27 protein-coding genes and 1 pseudogene are annotated in these 26,186 nt (G+C 39.2%); 13 read left to right on the top strand and 15 right to left on the bottom strand.

Annotation, left to right across the window (positions count from 1 at the left end; translation table 11 throughout):
* Nucleotides 1-108, top strand: a pseudogene (locus HYG93_RS01550) (IS5/IS1182 family transposase); the annotation flags it as partial.
* Between the two features lie 175 nt (nt 109-283).
* Here HYG93_RS01550 and HYG93_RS01555 read toward each other — a convergent pair.
* Both HYG93_RS01555 and rpiA read right to left on the bottom strand, forming a co-directional pair.
* Nucleotides 284-961, bottom strand: coding sequence for a SprT family zinc-dependent metalloprotease (locus tag HYG93_RS01555; RefSeq protein WP_106984749.1), 678 nt, complete (start codon nt 959-961; stop codon nt 284-286).
* Nucleotides 962-1,129: 168 nt separating this feature from the next.
* Nucleotides 1,130-1,801 (bottom strand): ribose-5-phosphate isomerase RpiA, encoded by a 672-nt coding sequence (rpiA, locus tag HYG93_RS01560; protein WP_106984750.1) that lies wholly within the window; start codon nt 1,799-1,801, stop codon nt 1,130-1,132.
* A gap of 107 nt (nt 1,802-1,908) precedes the next feature.
* Between rpiA and ilvA the strand changes: the two genes are divergently transcribed.
* The gene (ilvA, locus tag HYG93_RS01565; RefSeq protein WP_120365997.1) at nt 1,909-3,447 is read left to right on the top strand and encodes a threonine ammonia-lyase, biosynthetic; all 1,539 of its coding nucleotides are present in this window, start codon (nt 1,909-1,911) and stop codon (nt 3,445-3,447) included.
* Nucleotides 3,448-3,554: 107 nt separating this feature from the next.
* Here ilvA and HYG93_RS01570 read toward each other — a convergent pair whose 3' ends face one another.
* Nucleotides 3,555-4,100, bottom strand: coding sequence for a hypothetical protein (locus HYG93_RS01570; protein WP_106984752.1), 546 nt, complete (start codon nt 4,098-4,100; stop codon nt 3,555-3,557).
* A gap of 199 nt (nt 4,101-4,299) precedes the next feature.
* A complete protein-coding gene (locus HYG93_RS01575) occupies nt 4,300-4,806 on the bottom strand; it encodes a hypothetical protein (RefSeq protein WP_106984753.1) in 507 nt (168 codons plus the stop codon).
* A gap of 176 nt (nt 4,807-4,982) precedes the next feature.
* On the opposite strand from HYG93_RS01575, the gene HYG93_RS01580 reads away from it, so the two are divergent.
* Entirely contained in the window at nt 4,983-5,636 is a 654-nt protein-coding gene (locus tag HYG93_RS01580) for a TrkA family potassium uptake protein (RefSeq protein WP_106984754.1), read from the top strand.
* Nucleotides 5,633-6,970, top strand: a complete 1,338-nt coding sequence (locus tag HYG93_RS01585; protein WP_106984755.1) for a TrkH family potassium uptake protein — start codon at nt 5,633-5,635, stop codon at nt 6,968-6,970. The genes HYG93_RS01580 and HYG93_RS01585 overlap by 4 nt, the downstream gene beginning before the upstream one ends.
* Before the next feature lie 98 nt (nt 6,971-7,068).
* Here HYG93_RS01585 and HYG93_RS01590 read toward each other — a convergent pair whose 3' ends face one another.
* The 4 genes from HYG93_RS01590 to HYG93_RS01605 form a co-directional block, all read right to left on the bottom strand.
* On the bottom strand, nt 7,069-8,154 hold the full coding sequence (locus HYG93_RS01590) for a phospholipase A (protein WP_372658467.1): 1,086 nt from the start codon (nt 8,152-8,154) through the stop codon (nt 7,069-7,071).
* A gap of 118 nt (nt 8,155-8,272) precedes the next feature.
* Nucleotides 8,273-11,212 (bottom strand): insulinase family protein, encoded by a 2,940-nt coding sequence (locus tag HYG93_RS01595; RefSeq protein ID WP_178961709.1) that lies wholly within the window; start codon nt 11,210-11,212, stop codon nt 8,273-8,275.
* Nucleotides 11,213-11,408: 196 nt separating this feature from the next.
* Nucleotides 11,409-12,188, bottom strand: a complete 780-nt coding sequence (locus HYG93_RS01600; protein WP_178961711.1) for a hypothetical protein — start codon at nt 12,186-12,188, stop codon at nt 11,409-11,411.
* A gap of 197 nt (nt 12,189-12,385) precedes the next feature.
* On the bottom strand, nt 12,386-12,838 hold the full coding sequence (locus tag HYG93_RS01605) for a GNAT family N-acetyltransferase (RefSeq protein WP_106984759.1): 453 nt from the start codon (nt 12,836-12,838) through the stop codon (nt 12,386-12,388).
* A gap of 271 nt (nt 12,839-13,109) precedes the next feature.
* Between HYG93_RS01605 and HYG93_RS01610 the strand changes: the two genes are divergently transcribed.
* Genes HYG93_RS01610 through HYG93_RS01620 form a run of 3 tightly spaced genes read left to right on the top strand, consistent with a single transcriptional unit; the run spans nt 13,110 to nt 15,075 of the window.
* Nucleotides 13,110-14,114, top strand: a complete 1,005-nt coding sequence (locus HYG93_RS01610) for an adenosine kinase (RefSeq protein ID WP_178961713.1) — start codon at nt 13,110-13,112, stop codon at nt 14,112-14,114.
* Nucleotides 14,115-14,128: 14 nt separating this feature from the next.
* Complete coding sequence (locus tag HYG93_RS01615; RefSeq protein ID WP_171356301.1) at nt 14,129-14,440, top strand: Rieske (2Fe-2S) protein; 312 nt, start codon at nt 14,129-14,131, stop codon at nt 14,438-14,440.
* Between the two features lie 17 nt (nt 14,441-14,457).
* On the top strand, nt 14,458-15,075 hold the full coding sequence (locus HYG93_RS01620) for an OB-fold-containig protein (protein WP_106984762.1): 618 nt from the start codon (nt 14,458-14,460) through the stop codon (nt 15,073-15,075).
* A 91-nt stretch (nt 15,076-15,166) separates the two neighbouring features.
* Here HYG93_RS01620 and HYG93_RS01625 read toward each other — a convergent pair whose 3' ends face one another.
* Together HYG93_RS01625 and HYG93_RS01630 are read right to left on the bottom strand one after the other, a co-directional pair.
* A complete protein-coding gene (locus HYG93_RS01625) occupies nt 15,167-15,787 on the bottom strand; it encodes a YidB family protein (protein WP_178961715.1) in 621 nt (206 codons plus the stop codon).
* A gap of 103 nt (nt 15,788-15,890) precedes the next feature.
* The gene (locus tag HYG93_RS01630) at nt 15,891-16,361 is read right to left on the bottom strand and encodes a DUF6231 family protein (RefSeq protein ID WP_106984764.1); all 471 of its coding nucleotides are present in this window, start codon (nt 16,359-16,361) and stop codon (nt 15,891-15,893) included.
* Between the two features lie 34 nt (nt 16,362-16,395).
* Here HYG93_RS01630 and HYG93_RS01635 point away from each other — a divergent pair, with 34 nt between their 5' ends.
* Nucleotides 16,396-17,268 carry a DUF2797 domain-containing protein gene (locus tag HYG93_RS01635; protein ID WP_178961717.1) on the top strand — a complete coding sequence of 291 codons (873 nt, stop codon included), beginning with the start codon at nt 16,396-16,398 and terminating at the stop codon, nt 17,266-17,268.
* A 108-nt stretch (nt 17,269-17,376) separates the two neighbouring features.
* Here HYG93_RS01635 and HYG93_RS01640 read toward each other — a convergent pair whose 3' ends face one another.
* From HYG93_RS01640 to HYG93_RS01660, 5 genes are all read right to left on the bottom strand, one after another.
* Nucleotides 17,377-18,312: an alpha/beta fold hydrolase gene (locus tag HYG93_RS01640; protein WP_252362239.1), complete on the bottom strand. Its 936-nt coding sequence runs from the start codon at nt 18,310-18,312 to the stop codon at nt 17,377-17,379.
* 152 nt (nt 18,313-18,464) lie between these two features.
* A complete protein-coding gene (locus HYG93_RS01645; RefSeq protein WP_178961719.1) occupies nt 18,465-19,550 on the bottom strand; it encodes a hypothetical protein in 1,086 nt (361 codons plus the stop codon).
* 142 nt (nt 19,551-19,692) lie between these two features.
* Complete coding sequence (locus tag HYG93_RS01650; protein ID WP_120363984.1) at nt 19,693-21,555, bottom strand: SurA N-terminal domain-containing protein; 1,863 nt, start codon at nt 21,553-21,555, stop codon at nt 19,693-19,695.
* A gap of 129 nt (nt 21,556-21,684) precedes the next feature.
* Complete coding sequence (locus HYG93_RS01655; protein ID WP_106984768.1) at nt 21,685-21,957, bottom strand: HU family DNA-binding protein; 273 nt, start codon at nt 21,955-21,957, stop codon at nt 21,685-21,687.
* A gap of 169 nt (nt 21,958-22,126) precedes the next feature.
* Entirely contained in the window at nt 22,127-22,597 is a 471-nt protein-coding gene (locus HYG93_RS01660) for a phasin family protein (protein WP_106984769.1), read from the bottom strand.
* A gap of 190 nt (nt 22,598-22,787) precedes the next feature.
* On the opposite strand from HYG93_RS01660, the gene HYG93_RS01665 reads away from it, so the two are divergent.
* The 5 genes from HYG93_RS01665 (at nt 22,788) to iscA (ending at nt 26,092) form a co-directional block, all read left to right on the top strand.
* A complete protein-coding gene (locus HYG93_RS01665) occupies nt 22,788-23,435 on the top strand; it encodes a hypothetical protein (protein ID WP_106984770.1) in 648 nt (215 codons plus the stop codon).
* A 113-nt stretch (nt 23,436-23,548) separates the two neighbouring features.
* Nucleotides 23,549-24,022, top strand: coding sequence for an Rrf2 family transcriptional regulator (locus HYG93_RS01670; protein WP_106984839.1), 474 nt, complete (start codon nt 23,549-23,551; stop codon nt 24,020-24,022).
* A gap of 1 nt (nt 24,023) precedes the next feature.
* On the top strand, nt 24,024-25,241 hold the full coding sequence (locus HYG93_RS01675) for an IscS subfamily cysteine desulfurase (RefSeq protein ID WP_106984771.1): 1,218 nt from the start codon (nt 24,024-24,026) through the stop codon (nt 25,239-25,241).
* A gap of 106 nt (nt 25,242-25,347) precedes the next feature.
* Nucleotides 25,348-25,734, top strand: coding sequence for a Fe-S cluster assembly scaffold IscU (gene iscU, locus HYG93_RS01680; protein WP_005010233.1), 387 nt, complete (start codon nt 25,348-25,350; stop codon nt 25,732-25,734).
* A gap of 37 nt (nt 25,735-25,771) precedes the next feature.
* Nucleotides 25,772-26,092: an iron-sulfur cluster assembly protein IscA gene (gene iscA, locus HYG93_RS01685; RefSeq protein WP_106984772.1), complete on the top strand. Its 321-nt coding sequence runs from the start codon at nt 25,772-25,774 to the stop codon at nt 26,090-26,092.
* The last annotated feature ends 94 nt before the right edge of the window (nt 26,093-26,186 follow it).

The following is a 26,186-nucleotide window of genomic DNA, read 5'->3' on the forward strand; positions in this document are numbered from 1 at the left end:
AAAACCTTCAAAATCCTTGCTGAGCGATATCGTAACCGTGGCAAAAGATTGGGCTTAAGATTCAATTTAATTGCGGGAATCTATAATATGGAACTGAGTGAAAAATGACTTATGAAAGAAGTCTATTAAAGTAAATACTCTAATTCTATTTATCTAAATAATAAAAAAGAAAATATATAAAAAAATTAAAAATAAGGCTGTTTGCCTTTATAAAAATAAATAATCTATTTTTTATATGTATAAATACTTAATAGATATCATTCATTATCTTCAAAAAATCGATTTATTTATTCCACCACCATGGCAAGGCCGTGGTTTTTAAAATTTTCCGATGCTGCTGAAAATAAACATCATGCTTTTGGACTTCTGCCCAAAAGTTTGAACTGTGATCAAAGTGCTTAGTATGTGCTAACTCATGTACCGCAACATAACGCGTGATTTCATGCGGAAACAGTACCAATCCGCTATTCAGCATAATGTCATGCTTGGCAGAACAGCTGCCCCAGCGGGTTTTAGGCTGACGAACTGCGCATTGATTAAATCTCAGTCCTGTTTCACTACTTAGCTTATTCAAATACGTCGGTAAATATTGCTTTGCATACGCTATGACAAAAGACTTTAAATAAGATTCAGGCTGTCGATCACTGATGAATAGTTGATGATTTTCTTCATCTAAAATGAATGAATGTTTTTGAGTTTGATATATAACTTGCAAAGGCCGTTCTAAATTAAAGAGTTTTAATTCAATTGGAAGTGTCTTATCAATTTGGCCTGCTTTTTCCTGCTGCTTTTGCCATGTTTCAATCATCCATTGTTCTGATTGTTTTAAAAACTCTTGAACTTGGCGCTGCGTGCAAAACTGGGGAACAGTTAATTTAATTTGAGTTGGTTCTACACGTAGTCTCAAGCGTGTGGCACGTAATTTTCGAGTGATTTGAATTTCAGGAAGGTTTGGTGTCATTTATTCTTTTTAAAAGCTTATTAATAATGCATAAAATTGAATTTTAAATAGTTTTCAAAAACATATTAGGAGTCCCTTCTCCCTCTGGGAGAAGGTTAGGATGAGGGTGCTGTTAAAAAGAAACCTCTCCCTAACCCTCTCCTAAAAGGAGAGGGAAATATTAGCCTATTAAACAGCAGTACGCTCTTCAATACCGTTATCGGTTGCTACAACAGCAATATCCGCTTTGTTTAACGCAAAGATACCGTTACACACAACACCAGGAATGTCATTCAAAGTCTTTTCAAGCTCTAACGCATTTAAGATATTTAAGTTGTGTACGTCTAAAATCACGTTACCGTTATCTGTCACTACACCTTCGCGGTAAACTGGGTCACCGCCTAAAGAGACGATTTTACGCGCAACAGCAGAGCGTGCCATTGGAATCACTTCTACAGGAAGCGGAAAATCACGGCCCAATTGATCTACCCATTTTGAATCATCTACGATACAAACGAATTTTTTCGCAATAGACGCAACAATTTTTTCACGTGTAAGTGCAGCGCCACCGCCTTTAATCATGTGCATGTGACGGTCAATTTCATCAGCACCATCTACGTAGGCATCCAAACCGCCTACGCTGTTCATATCTACAACTTCAATGCCTAATTTTTTAAGGCGTTGTGCAGTTGCTTCAGAACTCGCAACAGCCGCTTCCAATTGAAGTTCTGGCAATAATTCAATGAGGAAGTTCACAGTACTTCCTGTACCAACACCCAAAATACCGCCTTTTGGCAAATGCTTTAACGCAGCTTTTGCGACAGCTTGTTTCTTTTCATCTTGGGTAGCATACAGACTCATAACTTGGCTCAACTATTTTTTGACATTTGTTGCTGATTTTACAGCCCAAATGTACGGGTGTTTGTTACAATGAACGCCTATTTTAAACTGTTAGATGGAAAATTAACATGCTGTCTCGTTTGGTTCGACAAATATTACAGGCAACGGTCTATGACGTTGCAATCGAAACCCCACTCGAAGCAGCGCCACGAATTAGTGAAAAGCTCAAGAATAATATCCGTTTTAAACGTGAAGACTTGCAGCCTGTCTTTTCTTTCAAATTGCGCGGTGCCTACAACCGTATCAGTCAATTACCGAAATCTCAGTTAGAACGTGGCGTTATTACTGCTTCTGCAGGTAACCATGCTCAAGGCGTGGCATTATCTGGTAAAAAGTTGGGTATTCGCGCCATTATTGTCATGCCAAAGACAACACCTGATATTAAAGTTCAAGCCGTTAAACGCTTAGGCGGTGAAGTAGTACTGCATGGTGACTCTTTTGACGTCGCAAACAAATATGCAATCCAGCGCGCAAAAGATGAAGGCATGTCGTTTATTCCCCCTTATGACGATGAACTCGTTATGGCGGGTCAAGGTACAATTGCCAACGAAATTTTACGTCAATGGCGTGATGTCGACTACGTATTCGTTGCAGTAGGCGGTGGCGGTCTAATTGCTGGTGTAGCAGCCTACTTAGGTGATGTAGCACCGCATGTTAAAGTCATTCCTGTTGAATATGATGAATCTGCATGTTTAAAAGCAGCGTTCGAAGCCAATGAACGTGTCATTCTTCCATCTGTAGGTTTATTTGCCGACGGTACTGCCGTTGCGCAAATTGGTGAAAAGCCATTTGAAGTGATTCAACTGCAAAAATCAGATAACTCAGGCCCAATTGTTGAGCGTGAAGTTGTACTGGTAAATACAGATGAAATCTGTTCAGCCATTAAGGATACCTTTGATGAATGCCGTAGCATTGTTGAACCATCTGGTGCAATGGCGCTTGCAGGGATTAAAAAGTATGTTGCTGAGCATGGCCTAGAAGATAAAAATATGGTGTCAATTGTTTGCGGTGCAAACATGAACTTTGACCGCTTACGCTATATTGCAGAACGTACAGAACTCGGTGAACGTAAAGAAGCAATCTTTGCCGTAACCATTCCAGAAGAAAAAGGTTCTTTCCTTAAATTCTGTCGTGCTCTGCAAGGCCGTAACATCACAGAATTCAACTACCGTGCAAGTGATTCTTCTGCGGCGCAAGTCTTTGTGGGTATCAGCCTAAAAGGTGGAGAAAAAGAACGTCATGACATCTATGAAACATTAAAGTTTGAATACGATGTAGATGATCTTTCTGATGATGAAGTCGCTAAGCTTCATATCCGTTATTTAATTGGCGGTCATGCAGATATCGAAAATGAACGCCTATTCCGTGTTGAATTCCCTGAACGTCCAGGTGCGCTACTGACTTTCTTGGAACGTCTTGGCCCTACCCACAACATCACGCTTTTCCATTACCGTAACCACGGTGCTGCTGAAGGTCGCGTACTGGTGGGTATGGAAGCAACTGATGCTAAACAAAATCCAGACGGTTTAATTGAAACACTAGAAAGCATTACTTATCCGTATGCTGAAATCACCAATAACTTGGGTTACCAACGTTTCTTAAAATAAGCCGATTTGTATAAAAAAGCCTGCATGATTGCAGGCTTTTTTATTTTGTTGGCATCTAATTTTGCATAAGCCATTTTATAAATATCTAATCTTAAGTTGTGCCAAACCTAAGTAGATTGCAAACAATCCGACATTGAAAATAGCTCAATTTTCAATTGTTCTGCTTTAAATTGCTTTTCAAACTTTTTACAAAATTTATTCAGTTTTTCTGCATGTGCTGGAACTGCAATCCAATAATATTGATCCGCATAAATGAGTAGCATCCGAAAATTATATGCGTCTAAGCGCTCATAAATTTTAGACAATATCATCTCGATCACTTGCTCTTGAACTTGGTAATTCTTTCCAATATTTGCTTTGTTTTTTTCATAATGATAAAGCGTAGGTTGAACTGCCTGCATCATTTCAAATTGGGCTTTTTCCAAGTCTAGTGCCAAGTCTTGTAAAACAGCTGCCTGATGAATATGACTTTCTAAAGCATGTTCGGGATGTAAAGCCATTAAATAAGTTCGGGTGTAACCCTTATTTTTCTCAGTCATCATCCATGCTTTAAAATGTTCAAAATCGCGTCGTTGGCTTTCCTTTGGCACTTTCTTAAAGTCTAATTCTGGAAACCATTCCTGCAGAATCTTATATATTTTTTTATCATTCATCGTGAAGGCACTTAAATACGTGGTCGAACAATTGACCATTTCAAATGATTAACAGGCCTTTGCGCCAGCAATGCGCCATTTAATTAACACATTCAGAGCATAACTATGCAATTTGAAAGATTCATGACAATAGCTGAACAGAATTGTTTTAAATCGCATCAAAAGACAACCATGGTGAAATAATACAAGAGAACTTGATTTAATCGATGCGAAGCATTGGCTCAGATGCACTAAATACCAATCCAAAATGATGAATAATATTTTGAATTAATTCATCATTTTCTGGAACCAACATCCAATACGGTTGATCTTGTTCAATAGCCAGCACAGCCAAATCATAAGGCTCAACAAACATTTGGATATTGCTCAAAATGACTTTATAAGTAAACTCAAAATCATAAGCATGTAATTGATCTTCCTCGTACTCTTCTTCTAAATCTGAACTTTCGTACATATTATAAAAAGTCGACATCTCATCTTGTATATGACTTTTTAACTCATCTAAATCGATTTGCAATTGCTGAAGCCGATGACATTCGGCAATTCCGTTTTGCTGAACATCTAAACCATCTAAGCGCATTAAATTCGGGTAAAGCTGATTTATCCATGCTTCAAAATTTGAAAACAGTTCTGGTTCATCAGGTAAAGGCAGCTCCTTTAATTCTGGAAATGCCATACGTATTAACTCATACAAGGTTGCACTCATCTCCCGCTCCTTACAGAGTGGTCCAGTATTTTGCTTTTATTTCTTTACAGCATGTAAGCTGAATAGCTGGACAGATCAGAAAAAGATACTATATCGAGAACAAGCTTAGACGAATCTGCTTCATGCAAACAGCAGTGAATCGTTAATAAATATGATCGTAATAAAAAGGACTGAATATGGCGCAATTTGCAGTCATTGGTTTGGGTAGTTTTGGCGCAACTGTTGCCACGGAATTAATTGGACTTCATCATGATGTCATTGGTATAGACAGCAACAAAAAATACGTCGAAAGTATTTCCGAACAACTGACCCATGCTGTTATTGCCGATGCAACAGATGAGCATGTACTACAGGAATTAAATATACAAAACTGTGATGCTGCTGTGGTGGCAATTGGTGAAGACATTGAAGCCAGTATTTTATGCGTGCTCCATCTTAAAAATATGGGGCTAAAAAAGATCTGGGTGAAAGCCAAATCTAAAGCACATCACATGATTTTAACCCATTTGGGTGTGACTAAAATTATTCACCCTGAAGAAGACATGGGTGTACGTGTAGCGCAATCTCTAAGCTATCCAATGGTTAGTCGCTATATGGTCTTAGATGACGATCATTACATCGTTAAAGTACAACTTAAGGAAGCTCAAAATGGCATGCGCTTTCATCAGTTAATGGATCAAAATGAAGTCCGAACGCTACTGCATAAGCGCGGTCCAGAAATTTTATTTAGCATTGACCCAAATATGATTTTGCAAACCAATGATATTTTAGTTGTTGAAGGTTTACTCGAACCATTACGTCGACTCGCAAAGCACTTTAAAACCGAATGAAACTACATAATAAAAAGCGCAAGACGCTCAATCTTAGTCCGCCCAGCATATTAGCATTGGGCTTTCTCAGTCTAATTTGTATTGGCACCTTATTGCTGAAGCTTCCCTTTGCGCATCATCAAGAGCTGAGCTGGTTACATGCTTTATTTACAGCAACTTCGGCAGTTACGATTACTGGATTATCGGTTGTGAATGTCGGTGAAGCTTATACTGTGTTTGGTAAAGTCATCATTATGCTTTTACTTCAATGTGGTGGATTAGGCTTTATGACTTTTGCCATATTAGCAGTTATGAGCCTTTCTCCAAAAATTGGCTTAAAACAGCAAATTTTAGCGCAAGACACCATTGGAGAAACCAGTTTACGTAAGGTGAGTTACACCATTAAAGGTGTCTTACTCTACTCCTTATTTTTTGAAGCTATTGGCACCATTGTCTTAACGATTGCATGGCTAGATGATTACAACTTTGCCCAAGCATTTTTCTATGCCGCCTTTTACAGTATTTCCGCCTTTAACAATGGGGGATTTTCCCTCTTCCCTAATAGCTTAATGAGCTTTGCCGACCAATACATTATTACCTTTACGATCAGTATGCTGTATATCATTGGCGGGGTTGGTTTTTTAGTCCTGATGGACATCAAACGCAATAAAAAATGGCGTAGCTTAAGCACCAACAGCAAACTTATTTTAAGCAGTATTTTAGGTTTAAATATCACGGCTTTTCTGATTATGTGGGGTTTAGAAGCCAATAATCCGCTAACTTTGGCACACATGAGTTTGGGCGATCAAGCGGTTAATGCCTGGTTCCACGCGACCGTGCCCCGCTCTTCTGGTTTCAATAGCTTACCGTTAGAGCACATGAGCAATGCATCTGCATTGGTAACTATGCTTCTTATGTTCATTGGTGGGGGTTCACTCAGTACGGCGGGTGGCATTAAAGTTGGCACTTTTATTATTATGATACTCAGCGTTATTACTTTTTTAAGGCGCCAAGATGAACTTCGCGTGTTCAATCACTCGGTATCTAAAGTAACATCATTTAAAGCATTTGCCGTGGTTTCTATTACAGTTATGCTGATTTTTCTTGGCTTTTTTAGTTTATTGCTCCTTGAGCCAAATAAAAACTTTTTGGATTTATTATTTGAAACTGTCTCAGCAGCCTGTACGGTAGGCTTATCACGTGGGATTACTGATGATTTGCAACCTGCGAGTCTGTGGGTGCTGATGCTACTGATGTTTGCTGGTCGTTTAGGGCCATTAACCTTGGCCTATTTAATTGCCACCCCTAAAAAGAGTCGCTTAAAACATCCACAAGCCGAAATTCAGATTGGATAATTCACATAATCCAACACCCAAAACCTCAATCACGCATATAAAAAACCACGCCTCGGCGTGGTTTTTAAGTGATAGCTAAGTCGCTATTATCAAATCATTTAATACCAATTCATCAAAGATACACCCACCCCGACATAAGTCGCACGGTGGTTATAATCAATTAAGCTTTCGCCATAACCATCAAATAATTGTACGGTACCACGTAACTTACCACTGATTGGAAATGACCAATCAAACTGCATTGCACCATGTGAGTCATCACCACCTTTTAATGAATGACGTAGCATTAAGCTAAACTCATGATCATTCCAGCGATAAAACGCAGTCATATCACCACGGCCCACATAATTTTTAATATCTGGGTTATTGTCATCAGGCATATCTTCTTCAAGTCTATACCAAGGACGAAGCATTAGCGCAAAGTTATCACGCTCAAAACCTAGATTTAAAATCACACGATTCCAGCTGCGTGACCACGGGTCAGAACGACCATTCGATTGATGGTTAAAGGTCAGGCCCAACATGCGCCAATTTAAACCCAGTAATTCATAGTTAGTACGAAATACAATACTGGCTTCAGGTTCATAATTGGTTTCACGAAATGGACGAGATTCGTCTTCGTTATAAACTTGCCAACGAGATGACTGCGTATAACCCAACCAAACATCGCCATTGTCACCAAACAAGTTTTCAACAGCTTTGGTTTTTAATGACAATTGGAATTTAGCTTCCATCGAGGTTAAGCGTGTTTCTTCAGCTGCTGTCACTTTATTGAGTGGATTTGGGCTGTTCGGTTGTTCATTTTTATCTGAACTCCAAAAGCCTGGCAATAAATACACAGGTTGATATGCACGAATATTCCATGTACCTAACTTACTCTCAGGTGAAAGCTCCCAGCGTCGATCTAATAAAGACAAATCAGGAGATAACTTCGGCGCTTCAACTGCAAATAAATGCTCAGACAATGCATTATTTACTTTTTCTTTCAAGCTAAGCTTAGCCGTCGCCTCAGGTTTAATTTCCTGAGCCGCTTGACGTTCCGAAACCAATGAAGGCGCATTTACCGTGGGTAATGGTCTAAACAAAGTATCGTAGCAAGTCAAACGCTCAACATTTGAATCTAATGCTACACAGGCCTGTGCAGATGCTGGGTTAGGCGTATCTTTTGCCAGAGGCGCAGATATTGTTTGTACATCAGCATGCGCGGTTACAACCACGCATGCAGTAAAAGCAACACCATACTGTAAAGACTTACGCATAGAGTTACGAAGCGTCATAAAGTTCCCTTCTTGTTTTATTTATTTAGTTCACTTGTTTAATATCAAAACCAAGTTCCATCAAAATGTCACGTTTCGCAACAGGTGCAACCACGGCCTTTGTTGGTTTTTGCGATTGAATATATGTTGTAGCGACACGCTTCAAATCATCTAAGTTCACTGCAAGTAAGCGCGTACGAAGCAACTTACGATATGCAGGCGTGCGCTTATGAAGCAATGAATAACACGCTGTAATCGCTTCACCTGCTGGCGAACCTGGTTTATCCATACTCGCAATTAAACCTAAAATTGCTTCTTCCAGCTGATGTTCTTGTTGCGGTGCATTTAACAACCACTCAATGCTGGCATCAAAGTCTTGGAATGTTTCTGCTAAGCGCGGGTCACGGTAGCTATAGAAACGGAATGAACAAGCATTGCCGTCATAGCTTGCACCACCACCATAAGCACCGCCTTTTTCACGAATCGCACTATGTAAGAAACCATTACGTAAATAAGCAGCTAACACCATTAACGGTGCCGCATCTGGGTGTGATACTTCTACAGCAGGATAAGCAGCTGAACAGAATTGAACATTGGCTTGAATTAACCAAGCTTCATCGTTTTCTGTAACAGTTGCTTTAACTTGAGTCAGTTCACGATCATTTGGTTCAATAGATAACTTATCCCAAATGGTTTGAACTTCTTCAACCAAGCGTTCAGATTGATGCTCTTCACAAACCAACAAGAACTGTTTAGGTGCTTTTAAGATACGATGATGAATCAACTGCAATTCTGCAATGAGTGCATCATACGCAGTTTCATCTTGTTCGATTTTCGCTGTAAGCTCTGTTAACCAATTGAGTGCGCCTAAACCCGTATTATTATAATCACGTAGTGCTAAAGCACTGTGGTTACGGCCCGCAACTTGCATCGCATAGCTATGACCAGCGCCCGAAACACGCGACTGCCAACGAGTTTTACGTTGTTGTAATAACTCAATAATACGGTCTTTTTCATCAAAACGTAGTTGTTCAAAGGCTACTTTCAATAAACGAATCGCGTCTAAATTATTAACCAAAGACTTTGTGGTCAACGTTAACCATGCTGTAATTTGGTTTTTATCGTCTAGTTTTGAGCGTAAAGATGCACCCATGCCAAGACCGCCGCTGACAGCTGTTTGTAGCTGTTGCAACTCAAGATAGTCATATTCACCCGCACCAACTTCACCTACCAAAATTGACAGTAAGTTGAAATATGGTGACTGCACGATGTCTTGTGGAATTTGCACTAACACTTGTTGGTAATAAATACCGTTGGTTCCAGCATGGTACAAATTCAACGGCGTATCTAAACCATTGCTGATAATTTCACGCAGTTGACCTTGCACAATTTGCAATTCTGCTGGCACATCTTCTAAACCTACTTTAGGTAAAAGATTCAGATCATCAGGTGTATCTTGGCGTACTTTAAGTGCTTCAGTTTGCGCTACAATTTCCGCTTTTTGTTCATCTGTTAATTGCGCACCAATCGCTGCCAAGCGTGCTTTTTCTGCTTCAGCTTCTTTAGCTGATTTTTCTGCATCAGGCACCAAAGTCATTTGCACACGGTGTTGATTATCAATCAGATGCGTTTTGATCAAGTTTGAAAGCCACATTGGGTCTTTCAACTCTTCTTTCACTTGTTCAATGGCCGTGTCTACATCCCATACATGTACGGGGTCAGAGTGATGAATAGCACTCCCTAAACCATTCAAAATTAAGCTTAAGCCGTATGGTGTACCATCACCATTAATTTCACGTTGGTGCAATTCGATTTGATGCAAAATTGCTTCAACCATTTGCGCATCTACAGGTGCAGAAGCAACTTGCTCAAGGACCTTAAATACACCAGCTTTAAATTCTTCTGCATGCTCAGGGTTTGAACCTTGTACACCACAGTAGAAAGTCATCTCAAAGTTTGAATCATCTACACCCATAATTGGGCCAGTAGACTGTGCATAACCACAAGTTTCTAAATAATGACGTAAAGGTGAAGCTGAATCTTCAAGTAAAATTCCTTCAACCAAACGCATACCCAAGCGCAATTTAATATCACTGGCTTCTGGTAATAACCATGAAATGATGTGATACGTTTTGTCTTTTAAATCTTCTGCATCTACTGCATAGCTTTCAGTCACTGTTACAGGTGCAGTTAAACGGCGTTCTGCTTTAGAGTATAAAGTCTCACCTTGCTGAAACTTAGACAGAGCTAGAGTTTCAAACTGTTCTTGTAAGTTATATGCGGACTCATTACCAAAGGTCATAAATACGGCATTACTTGGGTGATAATGCGATTTATAGAAATTTACCAGTTCTTCATAGCTCAAATCTGGAATGTCTTTCGGATCGCCACCAGAGTTGTAATGGTAAGTTGTTTCTGGGAATAAATGATGTGCGAGCTGATGATAAAGCTGATCTGAAGGTGAGCTCATTGCCCCTTTCATTTCATTAAATACCACACCTTTATATACAGGCTCATCATTTTCCAACTCAATACGAATACCTTCTTGAGCGAAATCTAATGGATTTAAGTTCGCCGCAAAGGCAGCATCCATATACACTTCAAGTAAGTTTTGGAAATCTTTTTTGTTTTGTGTCGCAAATGGATATGCTGTCCAATCCGCTGCCGTAAATGCGTTCATAAATGTGTTGAGTGAACGGCGGATCATTAAAAAGAACGGATCGCGTACAGGAAATTTTTCTGAACCACACAAAGCTGTGTGCTCTAAAATATGCGCTTCGCCTTTTGAATCCATAGGCTGGGTGCGAAATGCCACCAAAAATACGTTTTCGTCATGATTGGCAGCCAAATGATAATGCACTGCGCCAGTCACTTTATGTTTATATTCAGACACTAAAATGTCTAGGGCTTCAACATGGTGTTGACGTACCAACTGAAACGCAGGATGTACAGTTTGTGAAATGGTTTCAGTGACATCTACAGTCATGTGGTCTCCTCAATTCAAAGCATTTTTTAAGTGTTCTGAGTATAACCTGAAAAACATCAATACGACTCATTGATTGATAATTTTCCAAGCAAATTAGTCTACTTTCCAAATGCTTCCTATTGAGGAGAATTTAAAGCCTTTACGCGAACATCTACTGAAACAATTTAAATGACTGACTTCAGTCGAAATGCAATTGCTATAAAGTTGATACCGTTTTTTTATCCCGCGCTTTGGCCCATATCACACAAATGATAATTGCAATGAGCAACACCGCTGAGGCACCAAATCGGCTTAAATCCAATCCACCAGAACTGATAGGTTTATCTAAGAAGTCGCCAACCACAGCCCCCAAGGGACGCGTTAATACAAAAGCCACCCAAAACAGTAGCGTACGCGACACCGAAGTAAAACGATACAATGCTAATATAAAAATAATCAGACCACTAAACAGTACAATTCCCCCGGTATAGCCCAAGCCTGCACTATCCGCAGACCAGTCTCCTAAGGCTGTACCCAGTGTTTGTGAAAATGTAATCGTTAACCAGTAAAACAATTCTGCACGCGGATGATTAACCGCATGTGGAGAAATACTGCCTTCAGCTTTATGCCACACAAACAGTGAAATGAGCACCAAACTCAATAGCAAAGTACTCCCACCGACATAACCAATGCCTAAAGATCGATCGACAAAATCAGCCAAAGTCGTACCGACAGTAGTACTGGCAATAATGGTCGCCCAATACAAAAATGGTTGATAGGTTTTAGCACGAATTTGTGCAATCACCAATGCAATAAAAATAGCAGCAAAGATAAAGGTACTGACCAAATATCCTAAATTCATTGACATTGAAACCGCATCACCCGCAGTTTCGCCAAAGGTTGTCGCAAAGATTTTTGTGAGCCAAAACAACGCTGTAATTTGTGGAACTTTCGAAAGCAATTCTTTTGAATACGCTGTGTCATTTGTCGCAATCATGTTTAGATGCTTCATCTACAGAACATAAGTTTATTGTTAGGTGCAGAACTTAAAAACAGATTAAAAGAAAGTGACAGCAGATGACACTCAAAGTTAAATCTTATTTGGTAATCACATGAGGCTAATACGATGAATAATAAAATAATAACTCATAAAAAAACCCTATTTAGATAGGGTTTTTATTCATCCAACAGATATTATGCGATCAGATATTTAAAATAATTGTAGTTTGGATGACTTTCGACAAACACATAATTGTGCTTTTGATAAAAGCCAGCAGCACCTTTTTGCTCAGTATTCAGGCAAAGTGCTGAATAAAATGGCTTAGCTTGCTTTTCCAAATGTTGCAACAGCGCCTTACCTACGCCATATTGACGATACTTTGGATGCACATAAAAACGTCGTACACGACCTATACGGTCTTCTACACCAGCGTCTCCCCATTGTTGGTTTAAACCACCACAACCAATCAGCTGGTCTTGATCATACGCAAGGAGTAAAAATTCACCTGATTGATCAAAACGATTTTTTCCGCTTTGGAATTCCTCTATAAGTTTGTAAATAAATTGATAGCCTTCTTGTCGTGCCAATGCTGCTAATTGCTCGATTTGCGCTGGCAAACCATCGGCTTGTCGAATACTAATTTCCATATACTCACACTTATAATTCATCGTTTTTTATCATTCATACCACCCGAAACGAATGGCATGACCCAATGCACCTATCAAAATAAAAAAATCACAATTGATCAATAGCAAAGCACTACAAATAAAATATAAATCGTTAAAAAAACCTATAAATGCGCTGTTTTTGTCTAATTTTCAACCAAAACCCATAAAATGAATTTTATTCAACAAACTACAGCAATCCTGAGCATTCGTGTAAACTTAGGTTTTCATTTTTTTGATGTGACCGAAAGACATGGCAACTGTTGATCTTTTTGCAATTGGTAATGCGTTAATTGACCAGGAATTTAAAGTTTCTGATCACTTCCTTCTTGAACAAAACTTGCAAAAAGGCATCATGCAACTTACAGATGGTCAAACTCAAGCAACGCTTTTCCAAAACCTACAAGCAAGCCAAGACTATAAAGGTCAAGCTTCTGGTGGTTCTGCAGCCAACACAACAGTTGCATTTAGCGCATTAGGTGGTTCTGCATTTTATGGTTGCCGCGTAGGCAATGACGATTTAGGCTCAATTTATCTTAAAGGCCTCAATGAAGCAGGCATTGCTACTACTGAAAAATCAATCAGTGAAGGCACAACAGGTACATGCATGGTACTCGTCAGTGAAGATAGCGAACGTACAATGCTCACTTACCTCGGTATCACAGCTGAACTTTCTGAAGCTCAAATTGACTTCGACCCTTTAACCACTGCGAAATGGTTGTACCTAGAAGGCTATTTATCAACTAGCGAAACTGCACGCAAAGCAGTAAAACAAGCACGTGAAATTGCACAAGCCAATCATGTGAAAATTGCCCTTACATTGTCTGATCCAGCAATGGTTCAATACGCACGTGAAGGTCTCGATGAGCTTGTAGGCAACGGCGTAGACTTATTACTCTGTAATGAGCAAGAAGCCTTAATGTATACGCGTACTGAGAGCATTGATGCAGCATTAGAGGCACTTAAAGCATTAAGTAAGGACGTTGTCATTACAATGGGCGCACAAGGTGCACGTATTCACCACGCTGGCGAAACGTTTAGTGTTGCAGGTCGCAAAGTTAATGCGATTGATACCAATGGCGCTGGTGATGCTTTTGCAGGCGCATTCTTATATGCTTTAAATGCTGACTTTAATATTCAAACTGCTGCCGAACTTGCGATCTTAATCTCAAGTGAAGTTGTTGCTCAATTTGGCCCGCGTCTTGCCAATGATGCTTATGCCACACTATTAAATAGCTTTCAAAAGGAATGTGCTTAATGTATAAAATTTGCATGACTGAGGATGTGCCTGAGCGCGAAGCGCGTTCTTTTGAGCTTCCAAATGGCGATACTATTTTTATTACACAACGTGATGGTGGTTTTTTTGCCTACCAAAATCTCTGTCCACATTTACAAGTGGAGCTTGAGTTTTTGGAAAATCAATTCTTAGATCGTGATCAAGAAATGATTGAATGCTCAACACACGGTGCTCTATTTTTAGTTGAAACTGGTGAATGTGTATCGGGTCCATGCCAAGGTCAAGCACTTGAAAAAGTAGATATTAACGTGCATTCTGATGGCGGAATCTATCTTAACGAAGAATAAAACCTAAAGGTCTTGCCATGCCAAACTTTTTCACAGAAATTGACTTAATTCCCTTCCATTTAAGTCTTATTGCTGTGGTTTTGCTTGGTGTGGCCGAAACCATTGGTTTCTATCTCAATCTTCGACCGAGCATGTTGCTCAAAAAAATATCCCCAAAACAGCTCGATGACTTACCTATTTTGAATGTTAAGTTCTCTAAAATGCTGATTATGTTCTTTTTACTCATGAACTTCAGTCTTGCAGGATATTTTTTACAATTGTGTATTTATGCACAAGAGCTAGAATTTTTCCCTTGGTATTATTTGGCCCTACCAGCACTGATTATTGCCATCTTTTTTACTGTTTTTATGATTCATTGCTTGGATCAAGTCATTCCAAGTAAATATCAACGCCCAAATGTAAATCTACTTGGTCGCCTTGCAACAATCTCCAGTGGCAGTGCCCGCCCAGGCTTTTCAGCACAAGCTCGCGTACGCGATGAATTTGGTCAACTCCACTATGTACAAGTTGAACCTGAATTTGGCGAACTCGAATTTCAATCGCAAATTATTCTGATCCGTTTAAAACGATCGCATTACGTAGCCAAAAAAATCTGCGAAGCGAATCAGCTTTTTAAACTCGATCTTGATGCATAAGGCTGAATACTTCTTCTTCAATCATTTGACATCAAAAAGCCCCTACAGCATCCATCTGTAAGGGCAGCTAAAATACGATAAAAACAATTATTTATTTTTTAAGAAAGCCTGAGACCAAGCCCAATACTTGCTGAATGTCGGCATTTGCTTCAGTTTTACTGGTTTGTTCACCTTGTGGTGTTAAAGCATCTATAATTTGCGGTAATACCGAAGAAATTGCACTATAAACATCTTGCTTTGGCATTTGAGTTTCTTGTGCAACTTGCTCAACTTCTTGGTCATCAAAAAGACTTTGAACTTGCTGTGGATTAACAGCCAAGTTTTCACCTTCTCCCGTAGATACCCAATCATCAACTTGACTGCTAAAGCCTTGCCCTCTGAGCTTATCCAAAGCACCTTGCAGGCCACCTTGCTTTTGAATCCATGCAAGTACCAATGGCAATACCGCAATTAATAAAGATGATGCTTTAGAACCACCCACACCTGCAGTTGACTGTTGACCTGCACCTAATTGATCTAAGACAGATCCAAGAATACCTCCAAGCCCGCCTTGCGCATTGCTTTGCTGATTAGTTGCACCACCCAATTGACCGAGCACAGACCCTAAAATACCTCCCAAGCCACCTACGCCTGAGTTTGTATTCTGTTGATTATTTGCCCCGCCTAATGCCTGCTTTGCTAGAATTTCCACGATATTACTTAAATTTGTCATGTTTATAATCCAAATAAAATTATCACTACAGCATACGACGCTTTTATTTCATACATTGTTGATCTTTGTTAATTTTATTTAGCCTACTAACAGAGTCATAATTTTACCAACGGAACTTATTCCAGTTTTCTGGGTTTGCCCAAAATTTTGAATTAAACCAATCTGGTACATGCTTATAGGTCAAAATATTAAACTGCCATAACGCAAAATCACTTTCATGAGTGGTCTTGTCAATTAATTGCGTAAAACCCAAAGCGCGAAGCATTTTTTCATCTTGTAAACGACTGACCACCACAATCCGCTTTGCCATTAAATCGCGTAGTTTGACTAAAATTTGGCTTTTTTGCGTTTCACTTACACCCAGCCACTCCTCTGTATCGAGTAAGACAAATCCCAAGTCAAAACGTTGGGTAAAAGGCAGACTTAAAAAGTCAGTTACGTTAAAATATTGCCAAGAAATTAAATGATCATGACCGTATTGCTCAATATTTTGACCAATACATAATGCAGTTGAAATGGGCTGTTCGGTGGATAAATCGTCTAGCATTGAAGTGATGACATTCTGTTCAGCCATTTACTGCATCCTTAGTTTAAAGTGAGTATTTTGTATGGAACTACAAGGCATTTGCCATAAAATGCATGCAGGCCTTAAAGACCTTAGTGTAACTGATCAACATATACACAAGGCAAATGTTGAATACAAACTCATATTAGATCGTTCAGATATTGAGCTTCCATTCAGTGTTGGTCAAGAAATTGAACTTGAATGGACAGGTAAAATCTATTGTGTTTCTTGCGGTTCAAAAACACCAAAGTCCTATTCACAGGGTCATTGCTTTAAATGCTTTAAAACCAAAGCGTCTTGTGACATGTGCATTATGAAACCAGAAACATGCCATTACCATCTAGGAACTTGCCGTGAAGACAGCTTTGCACACGACGTCTGCTTTCAACCCCATATCGTCTATTTGGCCAATTCAAGCGCGCTTAAAGTAGGTATTACACGTTTGGGCCAAATGCCAACGCGTTGGCTAGACCAAGGTGCAACCCAAGCACTCCCAATTATGAAAGTGGGATCACGTCGCTTATCTGGCCAACTGGAAATCATGTTTGGTACGCAAGTCGCCGACAAAACAGATTGGCGTAAACTCCTTAAGGGCGAAGCTGATCCAATTGATTTAATTGGTATTCGTGAACAATTACTCGAAGAATTTGCGCCTAAAATTCAAATCATTCGCGATGAGTTTAGTCAAAAACTTGAATTCAATGAAGGAATTGAAGTTTTAGAAAATGAAAAACCACGCCAGTTTATCTACCCTGTTGAGCAATATCCTGAAAAAGTGAAGTCTCATAATCTAGATAAAACACCTATTGTCCGTGGCAAATTGCACGGCATTAAAGGCCAATACCTGATTATGGATACAGGTGTAATTAATATTCGCAAATATACAGGTTATGAACTCAAAGTACATGCCGAATAATAAAAGCGTAATTCGTTATAAAAAAGCAGGATACGATCCTGCTTTTTTTTATTTGCTATGTGCACCCTATTTAAATACTGAACTTCAACAGATCCAAATTAGCTTAGGCTATTTAACTGTGTTTAAAAACTTCAAATACGGCTGTGCCACCAATTGCTCTGCCTCTAAGATCGGCATGTGACCCACTCCATTTAAAATTAAAGGTGCTTCACTCTTTTTAAATAAGCCATGTAACTCCTGTGCAACCTCAACATTAATTACTTGATCATTTCGCCCCCAAACAATCATCACGGGCGCATCAATCATTCGCGTCGCCATGGCAAAAGATTCTGGCGTATAGAGTTTTGACATTTCCACCAAAGTCGAAACCATTTTATGGGTATTTTTAGACTGCGCAATCATAAGCTTTTCTTGCGCCACCTTTAACTCTTGTGGAATAAACGGAGGCGCTTGCATGGCAATGTTCATCAATCGATCAAAATCACCAGGCTTTTCTACCACAATATTTCTTAATTGTTCTGGGTTTTTAAGATAGGCCGTATTGGCTGACTTATACACGCCTGCTGCATCCACCAAAAGCAATGATTTCACTTCTGTTGGGTATTGAGCCGCATATAACATTGCAATAGCACCTCCCATTGAATGACCAGCAAGATGCAAGTTTGGGTCAAATTGTGCTGCATCAGCAAAACGACGCAACTTTTCAGTTAAGTTTGGAATGGATAAATCAAAATTTTCTGGCGTTTTGGTTTCACCATGCGCAGGTAGGTCTGGAATAATCACATGATAATAAGGTGTAAAATAACGTGCGACACGATTCCAATTATCTCGTGTACCAGACAGTCCATGTAATAATAATAAGGTTGGCTTAGAACGACTCCCGCCTTCACTATAGCGCCATTCAACCTCACCCACTTTTAACGTTTTACTTTCTAGTCCTGCCCAAGTGCGTTCTTGCTGTAAAATATTTTGAAAATTAATTTCAGCTGCATTTAATAAACCACTGATGAAACACAGCAGCAAAGCACTCAAATAAGCCTTCATAGCCTTGATCTCCATTTCAATATTTTCCACGTTTTCTTCTATATTTGATTTATTCGTATCCTCTATAAAAAAGCATTTGCCCAAAAGTCGCTATCCGACCAAAATCAGCCACAAAAAAAAACCAGCTCAAAAGCTGGTTTAGTCACATTTTACTAGCCAATCCAATTGTTTTGTTGGAGTCCGTCATCAAGTAAATTTGACGTCGTTGCAGTATGCAACGGAATACTTTGAGAGTGTACGGAGCTCGTCGCTACTGTATGATCCGCATAAAGCACATCCTCTTGATGGGCTGTTAAAAGTGCAGATAAATCTACGCTTGTCGCAACATCATCTGAATATGTGAGTTCTTCACTACTGTTAGCGTCTTCTGCTAAAAGTAAAATGTCGGTGATTTGCACTTCGGTTTCATGTTCAAAAAAAGCCAATTTTGCAACTTGAATTTCAGCTGAACGTACACCCTGCTCATTTTCAGTCACAATTGAAGCAAAACCACCGTGTTTGATGGGATTATCCATAGCCCACTGGCCAGATGCATCACTATATGTTACGTACTCTTGCGCATTTACAGTTACAATCACTTTATGCTGGGCAGATGCTGTACCCGATAAAATATCGCCATTTACCATCACCTGAGGAATTTCTGGCATTTGCGGTATTTCAGGCATTAAAATTGCCAGACCAATCTGCTCAGATTGAAGCCCGCTGTCACTTTCAGCATAGAGCATTAAACTGCCACCATTGATAATTGGATTTTCAATGCTCCAATGGCCATCCGCATCAGTTGGTATACGATACTCCACACCCTCAGCATGAATCACAATCGTTACATTTGCATCTGCAGTCCCACTTAAATACGCGCCTTGCTCCAAAATTACAGGCACAGCAGGTGCCGTTACAATTTCAGGTGCAGGAATCACAGCAATGCTAATCTCTTCTGAGCGCAAGCCAAATGCATTCACTACATAAAGCGTCAAACTCCCCCCATTGATCATTGGGTTTTCGATATTCCAGTTGCCATGCGCATCTGCCCGAACACGATACTCCACATCAGTTGCCACAAGCACGACGGTTGCATAAGGATCTGCAGTCCCAACCAAATAAGCATGGCTTTCAATAACTTCTGGCGTTGTTGGAGTTAATTGTATTTGCAATGCGCTCAGGAAGTTTTTATACAATGCAAATAAATCAATCAAATTGAATTGTGCTGGCTCAATCAGATTGAACTTATTTATTTTCATTTTCTATTCCCCCAAATATACTCAGTATTTATAAATGCAATTTTTTACGCATCAGCAGACTAACATGCATTTTATAAAACTTTGAAATATAAATAAAAAAACCAGCCTTTAGGCTGGTTTTTTACATGAAGCTGATCACATTTTATTTAATTTTGGCATGTGCCTTCAAATAACGAGTGTAATCATCAAACTCTTGCTGACCGCGAAGTTGTTGATACAACTTCTGTAGCTCTGCCACTTGTTCAGCTGGAATTGCACTCACATTTTTATTCACATTTGTTACCGCAACCACCACCAATTCATTTGGCATACTTGCTGTTGTTACAGACCAAAAACCTGCTTTTGGCGCAGCCACACTAAATGCGGCGCGCTGCAAGTCACGTTTTAGTAGACCATCTGCACGTGTAAATGTGCCTGCATTTTCAAAGCTCAAACCTGTTTTAACAACAGCCGCTGCTGGTTTTGTTTTGAACTCATTTAATACAGTTTGAATTTTAGCTTTTGCAGCATCATACGCTTTTTGTTCAATCAGTTTAGCTTTAACCAAAGGCTTAACAGCATTTAAAGACTGCTCACCAGCTTGATGATAATCACGTACTTTCAACCAAACAACATCGCCATTACTTAACTGAATGCTACTCGAAACGTTACGATCACCGTTTTTCACATCATCATTAAAGATTTTAGATTTTGTCGCATTTTCGCTTAAAACCGGATGACGCGAAGCTAAAGTTAAACCTTTAACAGTTTGAACTGATACGCCTTTAACGTCTTGCGAAATCACATCAAGTGCATCACTACTTACCACTTGGTCATTTAACGTATTTACCGTATCAGCAAAAGCATTGGCTTTTTTAGCAACAAGTAATTCTTCTGCTAAACGTGCTTTTTGTGTTTCAAATGCAGGCACACTTGCAACCGCACCTTCAACTTCAATTAAGTGATAACCAAATTTCGTTTTTACAGGTGCAGACACTTGACCTACTTTTGCAGTTGCAACAGTTTGATCAAAGGCATCACCATAAGCGCCCTTACTATATACGGCAAGCTTACCGCCTTGTGCTTTAGATGCAGGATCTTCAGAGAACTGTGCTGCCGCTTTATCAAAGCTTAAACCTGCTTTAATTTTGTCAGCTACAGATACGGCCAAAGCTTTTGCTTCAGCATCTGTACGATCACCTGCTGTAATCAAAATATGCTTCACAATTGGCTGAGCATCTTTTTTCAGTTTTTCAGCATAATCATTATACGCTTGCTGTAATTCAGCTTCACTTGGCGCTGTATTTACTGCTGGTAAATTAGCAGGGCTCAAAACAACAAAATCAACATCAGCAGAAGTTGGTTGTTTAAACTGAGCTTTATGTTTTTCAAAATAAGCTACAATTTCAGCGTCAGTTACTTTAACTGCTTTTTTGTATTCATCTAAATGAATGCTCGCCAACTGAATGCTGCGCTGTTCAGTTTGTAAATTTGCAATTTGTTGGATATCAACCTTACTGACCAATGGATTATCAGTAAAAGTCGTCGATAGCATTTTAAGTGCATGATCTTGACGTAAATTGTCTAAAAATTGACGATTCGTCATACCAATAGAAGCCAAATATTTAGCAAACATCTCATCCGAAAACACACCATTTTCTTGGAAACTTGGCTGTTGATGAATCATTTGGATTAATTGCTGATCACTTAAGCTAATACCCAATTTTTCAGCTTGTTGTAATAGTAACTGGCGTGAAATCAGTGTATCCATCGCTTTATTGTTGATGAAATCTAAATTTAGAAGAGTTTCATCACCATTTACGTATGCTAAATACTGATCTTTAAATGATTTCGTGACATTTTCTAATTCTTTTTGCGAAATGTCTGTTCCATTTACGGATTTCACAGCATCTTTTGACCCGCCACTAAAATAACCCTCAATACCAACCAATGCTAAAGGGGTTAAAAACAAAACGAGCAAAACTTTGCCTAGCCAGCCCTTGATGACTTTGCGAAAAGATTCCATAAGTAATCCAATATTTTATTTGCGACTGATTCTAACTGAAAACCAAAGTTGAATGAATGTGTTGAGCGAATAAATCACATTTATCCATAAAAAAACGCGCCAAAGAGGCGCGTTTAGTAAATTAGCAACTTACGCTACTGAATCTTTCAAGCCTTTACCAGCTTTAAAGCTTGGTACTTTGCTTGCTTTAATTTCTAAAGTTGCACCAGTTTGTGGGTTACGGCCAGTACGTGCTGCACGCTCTTTCACATTAAAAGTACCGAAACCAACTAAAGTTACTGTATCGCCAGCTTTTAGCGCTTCAGTGATCGAAGCAATTGTCGCATCCAAAGCTTTACCTGCGTCAGCCTTAGATAATCCCCCTTTTTCTGCAATTGCATCAATTAATTCTGATTTATTCATGAAAATTACGTCCTCTTAATATCGTTTATTTAAGGTCCAGAAAATAGTTTATTTCGCCATAGCGCCTTTATAGCAATGCTTTGGGGGTAAAGGCAATACTTCTGATCCTCTTTTTTTGCAAAATAAGAGAGAAAAAATCCTTGATAAATAAATAATGTGGATCGTACTCTTATTTTTTCTTTAATTGATCTTTTATTTGAGCCTGCTCTTCTGCCAAAGCATCAACTTTTGCATGTAATTGTAAAAGAAGCTTTTCTAAATGCTGTAAATCCTTTGGAGTAATTAAGCCGAGTCGGTTTAAAGAGTGATTAACGCTATTGTCGAGCAGTTTTTCAACTTTATCTTTTGTATCTGTTACGGACTCTTTGGCTTTCTCTGAAACTTTCTCTACGGTTTGGTCAGCAATTTCAGTGGTTTTAGATTCTAGCTCTTCCCCCACCTTGACTAAAGAGTCAAATAACTTATTTCCCTCTTCCTCAGCACGTGAAAAAGCACCTAAACCAGCGAGCCAAATTTGCTTGGTATACTTACGAAAATCGAGTACTGATTTACGGCTAGAATGCCTCGTTCGCTTAGTCTCAACACTATTTTGCTCAGCTTGCTCGTCGTGCTTTTCTTCTTCTATATTTATTTGATCCATCTATCAGGACGCTCCTAGCTATTTTATATGCAATTGTATACAGCAAATTGCAATTTCATACCATATTAACAAACTTAGTACTTGATAGATTTGCTAAACTGTTCTACAAAGCAACTTAATTCACGTGTTTTTGTTACACCTGAAAGATTTAACAAGCAGGATGCTTTCTTCAGGTAAGGATTGATTATTTATGAGTGATGCGCAACAGAGAAAAGATCAAACTCATCTGCTCCTCACAATGACTCTAATTGTTTTAGAAACAGTTTTCTCTTTTATTTTAAAACATGACCGCGTTGTGGCACTTCAAGCTAAAAAGTTTGTAGACCAAAAAATTGCGATTAAAATCAACAGTTACATTCCTTACTTTGATTTTTATGTGCAATTTTCAGACCATGGTATTTTGTTTGATGAAAAAGCACCTGAAAAAGCTGTTGATCTTGATGTCCGCACCACCCTCATGGATTTAATCAAAATTTTTATTTTTGGTAATCGTCGTAGCATTAAAGGGATGCGCATTGATGGCGATATCGTATTAAAAGACGAATTTCGTGATTTGCTTTCATTATTTAGCCTGCCAAAACTACTTTCAGATTGGAAACACTGGCTTTCTGAAGCACCAAATGACCAAGATATTACTGCGTCTAAAAAGCGTATCGCACCGCTTTTAGAAAAAATTGATCAACAACGATCTAAAATCAACACATTACAAGTTGAAGTAAAACAATATAAAAATCGAATTAAACGTATTGAGCGTCGTCAAAAGCGGATTAATTTAATCTTTACAATGATTACTGTTCTATTAATCGTGTTACTAGTGTATAATGTTTGGCCTGCTTAACTGCATAATTTTGCAGTAAAAATAAAACCATTCAACTGTACTTAAAAAAACTTGACTATTTTAGTCAGGATTCTTAAAATCTACACATCTAGTCTAAACATGTGTATCGAATCATGCGCTTAACAACTCGCGGTCGTTACGCAGTGACTGCTCTACTTGATCTAGCTTTGCAGCCAACTGAACAAACGATCACTCTTGCAGAAATTGCGGCTCGCCAGACAATTTCAGTTGCATATTTAGAGCAGCTATTTGCGAAATTAAAACGCCACGGCTTAGTTTCTAGTATTCGCGGTGCAAACGGCGGTTATCACCTAGCTCGTAGTGCTGAAGAAATCACAGTTTTAGAAATCATTGAAGCTGTAAACGAAACTGTTGATGCAACACGTTGTGACCATAAAGGCAACTGTCAAAATGGTGCAATGTGCTTAACTCACGACTTATGGCAAGAACTCTCCCACCACATTGCCGATTATCTCGCAAAAATCACACTTGCAGACCTTGTAGCTCGTGACAACGTACAAACCGTTGCCATTCGCCAAAATTCTTCAAACTTTGATTCAGCTCTTCTATCGGTTACAGGTATTTGACATGAAACGTCCTATTTATCTTGATTATGCAGCAACAACTCCTGTAGACCCTCAAGTTGCTGAACGTATGATGGAGTGCCTAACATTTGATGGCACTTTCGGTAATGCTGCTTCTCGCTCGCACGCTTACGGCTGGCAAGCAGAAGAAAAAGTTGAATACGCACGTGAACAAGTTGCAAATCTTGTTAAAGCTGATCCACGTGAAATCGTATGGACTTCTGGTGCAACTGAGTCTGACAACCTTGCACTTAAAGGTGTTGCTCAATTCTATGCATCTAAAGGCAAACATATCATTACCTCTAAAATTGAACATAAAGCAATTTTAGATACATGCCGTGAGCTTGAAGAAGAAGGCTTTGAAATCACTTACCTTGAACCAGAAGCAAAAACAGGTCTAATTACACCTGAAATGGTTCAAGCCGCACTTCGCCCAGATACAATTCTTGTTTCACTTATGATGGTAAACAACGAAATTGGTACTGTGACTGACGTTGCTGCAATTGGTGAATTAACTCGCGCAAATAAAACCTACTTCCACGTTGATGCTGCTCAAGCAGCAGGTAAAGTCGAAATTGATCTTTCAACTTTAAAAGTGGACTTGATGAGTTTCTCTGCGCACAAAATTTATGGCCCTAAAGGTATTGGTGCTTTATTTGTACGTCGTTCACCACGTGTACGCGTAAAAGCACAAATGCATGGTGGCGGTCATGAACGTGGTATGCGTTCTGGTACTCTAGCGACTCACCAAATCGTGGGTATGGGTGAAGCATTTGAACTTGCTGGCAAAAACTTGCAAGCAGAACAAACTCGCCTACGCGTACTTCGTGACAAGCTTTGGAATGGCTTACAAGGTTTAGAACAAGTGTTCTTAAACGGTCATCCAGAACACAACGTAGCAAACTATCTAAACGTAAGCTTCAACTTTGTTGAAGGTGAATCGTTAATGATGTCATTGAAAGACGCAGCTGTATCTTCTGGTTCAGCATGTACTTCAGCAACATTAGAACCTTCATACGTTCTACGTGCTTTAGGTCTTTCAGACGAATTAGCACACAGCTCCATCCGCTTCAGCTTTGGTAAATACACAACTGAAGAAGATATTGATCACGTGTTACAAGTAACTATCGCTGCTGTTGAGAAATTGCGTGAGCTTTCTCCACTTTGGGATATGTACAAAGAAGGTATCGACCTTTCTACTGTTGAATGGGCTGAACACTGATTCACCCTCGTGAGATAGCTTTTAATTAAAGGCTATCTCATTGATTAATGTTATTTCACCCCCATATTAAATCTTAAAGGCTGACCCCGAGGTTTGGAGAAGCATCATGGCTTATAGCGAAAAAGTAATTGATCATTACGAAAACCCTCGTAATGTTGGTGTTTTAGACAAAAACGCTGAAAATGTTGGTACTGGCATGGTTGGTGCTCCAGCATGTGGCGACGTTATGCGTCTACAAATTCAAGTTGATGATAACGGCGTGATTGAAGAAGCACGTTTCAAAACTTATGGTTGTGGTTCTGCAATTGCATCTAGCTCTTTAGTAACTGAATGGCTAAAAGGCAAAACTTTAGATGAAGCTCAAGCGATCAAAAACATCGACATCGCAACTGAACTTGCACTACCACCAGTAAAAGTACACTGTTCTGTACTTGCTGAAGATGCCATTAAAGCTGCTGTAGAAGACTACCGTAGCAAAAAAACAAAAGCTTAATTTTCTAAGTTTTTGAAATAGATATCACGGAGTTTTCATGATCCACTTAACTGAAAATGCGGCTGCTCATATTAGCAATTACCTAAAAAATCGTGGTAAAGGTGAAGGCATTCGCGTTGGCGTGAAAACTTCAGGCTGTTCAGGTTTGGCTTATGTTCTTGAGTTTGTTGATGAAACAAATGAACATGACCAAGTCTTTGAACAGTTTGGCGTTAAAGTTTTTACAGACCCAAAAAGCCTAGTTTATCTCGAAGGTTTAGAGATGGATTATGTTAAAAATGGCCTGAATGAAGGCTTCGAATTTAACAACCCAAATAAAAAAGGTGAATGCGGTTGCGGTGAATCTTTCACTGTTTAATCTTAGCTTTATGCCTTCTTTATGCATTAAAACAGTGTAAAATCACTGTTTTAATTGCATTTAATGCAACATTTTTTTGCACATCAATCGCGGA

Source organism: Acinetobacter sp. SwsAc6, assembly GCF_013391565.1.
GTDB classification, from domain to species: Bacteria; Pseudomonadota; Gammaproteobacteria; order Pseudomonadales; family Moraxellaceae; genus Acinetobacter; species Acinetobacter cumulans.